General features: G+C 67.4%; 1 protein-coding gene. It reads left to right on the forward strand.

The window, feature by feature from the left end:
* Positions 1-27: 27 nt before the first annotated feature.
* Positions 28-2,595: cobaltochelatase subunit CobN (locus EOA49_RS31430; RefSeq protein WP_245460855.1), on the forward strand; the 2,568-nt coding region annotated here is incomplete at its 3' end.

Below are 2,595 nucleotides of genomic sequence, written 5' to 3' on the forward strand. Positions count from 1 at the left end.
CCTCTGTCCGGCAGGAGAGAGGGGGGTGTGGCGGAGCTCAACATCGACAGCGTCGGTGCCCCCGTCATCCCCATCCTCTTCTACCGCTCGATGCTGCTTGCCGCGGACGTCGCGCCAATCGATGCACTCGCAGATGCCCTTCGCTCGCAGGGCATGACGCCAATGCCGATCTTTGTTTCGAGCCTCAAGGACCCGGTATCGCTGGCTTTCGTCGAAACCGCCATCACCTCGTTGAACCCGTCCGCCATCGTCACTGCAACCGCCTTCGCTTCCGGTGCCGAGCCTGGTGCCGAAACGCTCTTCGACCGTGCCGGCGTGCCCGTGTTCCAGGTCATCGTCGCCACGACGCGGCGCGAAGTCTGGGAGAAAAACCAGCGCGGCCTGGCGCCCGCCGACCTTGCCATGCATGTCGTGCTGCCCGAGCTCGATGGCCGTATCCTCGCCGGCGCGATCTCCTTCAAGGGCGAGATCGACGCCGATCCGGCGCTGGCCTTCCGCGCCTTCGCCAACCGACCGGAAACGGATCGCGTCGCCCAGGTCGCCGCTCGCGTCGCGGCGATCATTCGCCTTCAACGGACGGAGCGGGCGGAACGCAAGCTGGCGATCCTGATTCCGGATTATCCAAGCGCGCCCGGACGCACCGGCTATGCTGTCGGCCTGGATGTGCCGTCGAGCGTGCTCGCCATGCTGCAGGACCTGAAGGAACAGGGCTATGCGGTTGATGGGATTCCACAATCGCCACGCGGGCTGCTGGATGTGTTGGAGGTGGGTGGACTTGGTCTCACCTTACAGGAATATCTCGCCTTTTCGGCAGCGCTTCCCGAAGGTGCACGCGACACGGTTGAGGCAGCGTGGGGGAGAGCCAACGACAAAGCTCACGTCAATGCGCCCCCCTCTGTCCTGCCGGACATCTCCACCTCTAGGGGGGAGATTGCGCCTGCATCGATGCTTTCGCCAATCATCAACGCTGGAGGAGAAGCGCCGTCAGCGAAACTGCCAATCTCCCCCCTTGAGGGGGAGATGTCCGGCAGGACAGAGGGGGGTGTTCAAGCGCCTCCTTCCGCAAGCTTCCCCTTCCGCGCCGCCATCTTTGGCAACGTCACCGTGGCGCTGGCCCCCGACCGTGGCCGCTCCGCAGACCGCCGCGCTGACTACCATGACCCGACCCTTCCCCCGCGCCACGAGCTGATCGCCTTCGGCCTGTGGTTGCAAAAGTCGCTCGGCGTCCACGCCATCGTCCATGTCGGCGCGCATGGCACGCTGGAATGGCTGCCGGGCAAGACGGTCGCGCTCTCCGACACCTGCTTTCCCGAGATCGTCACCGGCTCGCTGCCGGTTGTCTATCCCTTCATCGTCTCCAATCCCGGCGAGGCGGCGCAGGCCAAGCGCCGCATCTCGGCCGTCACGCTCGGTCACCTGCCGCCGCCGCTGACCGGCGCCGGGCTCGACGAGGCGCAACAGAGGCTTGAGCGGCTGGTCGACGAATACGCACAAGCCGACGGGCTCGACCGCCGCCGCCGCGACCGTCTGGCCAGGCTCATCGTCGAGACAGCGGAGAAATCCGGGCTGGCTGCCGAAGCCGGAGTTGCCGGAACCGATGTGCCGGACGAGGCGCTGCGCCGCATCGACGCGTGGCTGTGCGACCTCAAGGATTTTGCCGTCAAGGACGGGCTGCATGTCTATGGCCGCGCGCCGGAAGAAGAGGCCGATCCACTGCGCCGCCAAAGCGCCGAGACCGAAAAAGACGCCCTGCTCGCTGCGCTCGACGGGCGTCACATCAAGGCCGGACCGGCAGGCGCGCCGGCGCGCGGTCGTTCCGATGTCCTGCCCACCGGCCGCAACCTTTTCACCTCCGATCCGCGCACCATGCCGACGTCGACGGCCTATGATCTCGGGCAGGCGGCGGCGGAAGAAGTCGTGCGCAGCTACATGCAGAGCCATGGCGACTGGCCGCGCTCGTTGGTCATCGACCTCTGGGGCTCCGCCTCGTTGCGCACCGGCGGCGAGGAGATCGCGCAAGGCCTGGCGCTGATGGGCTGCCGGCCGCAATGGGATGCCGCAACGGGCCGCGTCACCGGCATCGAGGTGATGCCGCCGGCCGCCCTCGGCCGCCCGCGCGTCGACGTCACCTGGCGCATCTCCGGCCTGTTTCGCGATATGTTCCCGACCCAGATCGCGCTGATCGGCGCCGCCGCCAGCGCCGTCGCCGGTCGCGACGAGGACGATTCGGAAAATCCGCTTGCCGCCGCGGCCCGTGCCCAAGGCAAAATTGGTCCGCGCATTTTCGGCACCTCGCCCGGCACTTACGGCGCCGGAGTCGAGGAATTGCTGTCGCGCGGCGAATGGAGCGCGCGCGAAGAGATCGGCCGCGCCTATCTCGAAGCAACCTCGCATGCCTATGGCGGCGCCGACGGTGAGGCCATCTCCGCGCCCGGCGTCTTCGAGGGCCGCATCGCCGACGCGGACCTGCTTGTCCACACCGGCGACGACCCGGGCCGCGACATCCTCGAGGGTTCGGCCGATGTCGCCTTCATCGGCGGGTTTTCGGCCGCACTTGCCGCGCTTGGCAGGAATGCCGATGTCATCGTGCTCGAC

The sequence above is a fragment of the Mesorhizobium sp. M1A.F.Ca.IN.020.04.1.1 genome (assembly GCF_003997315.1).
Taxonomy (GTDB): domain Bacteria; phylum Pseudomonadota; class Alphaproteobacteria; order Rhizobiales; family Rhizobiaceae; genus Mesorhizobium.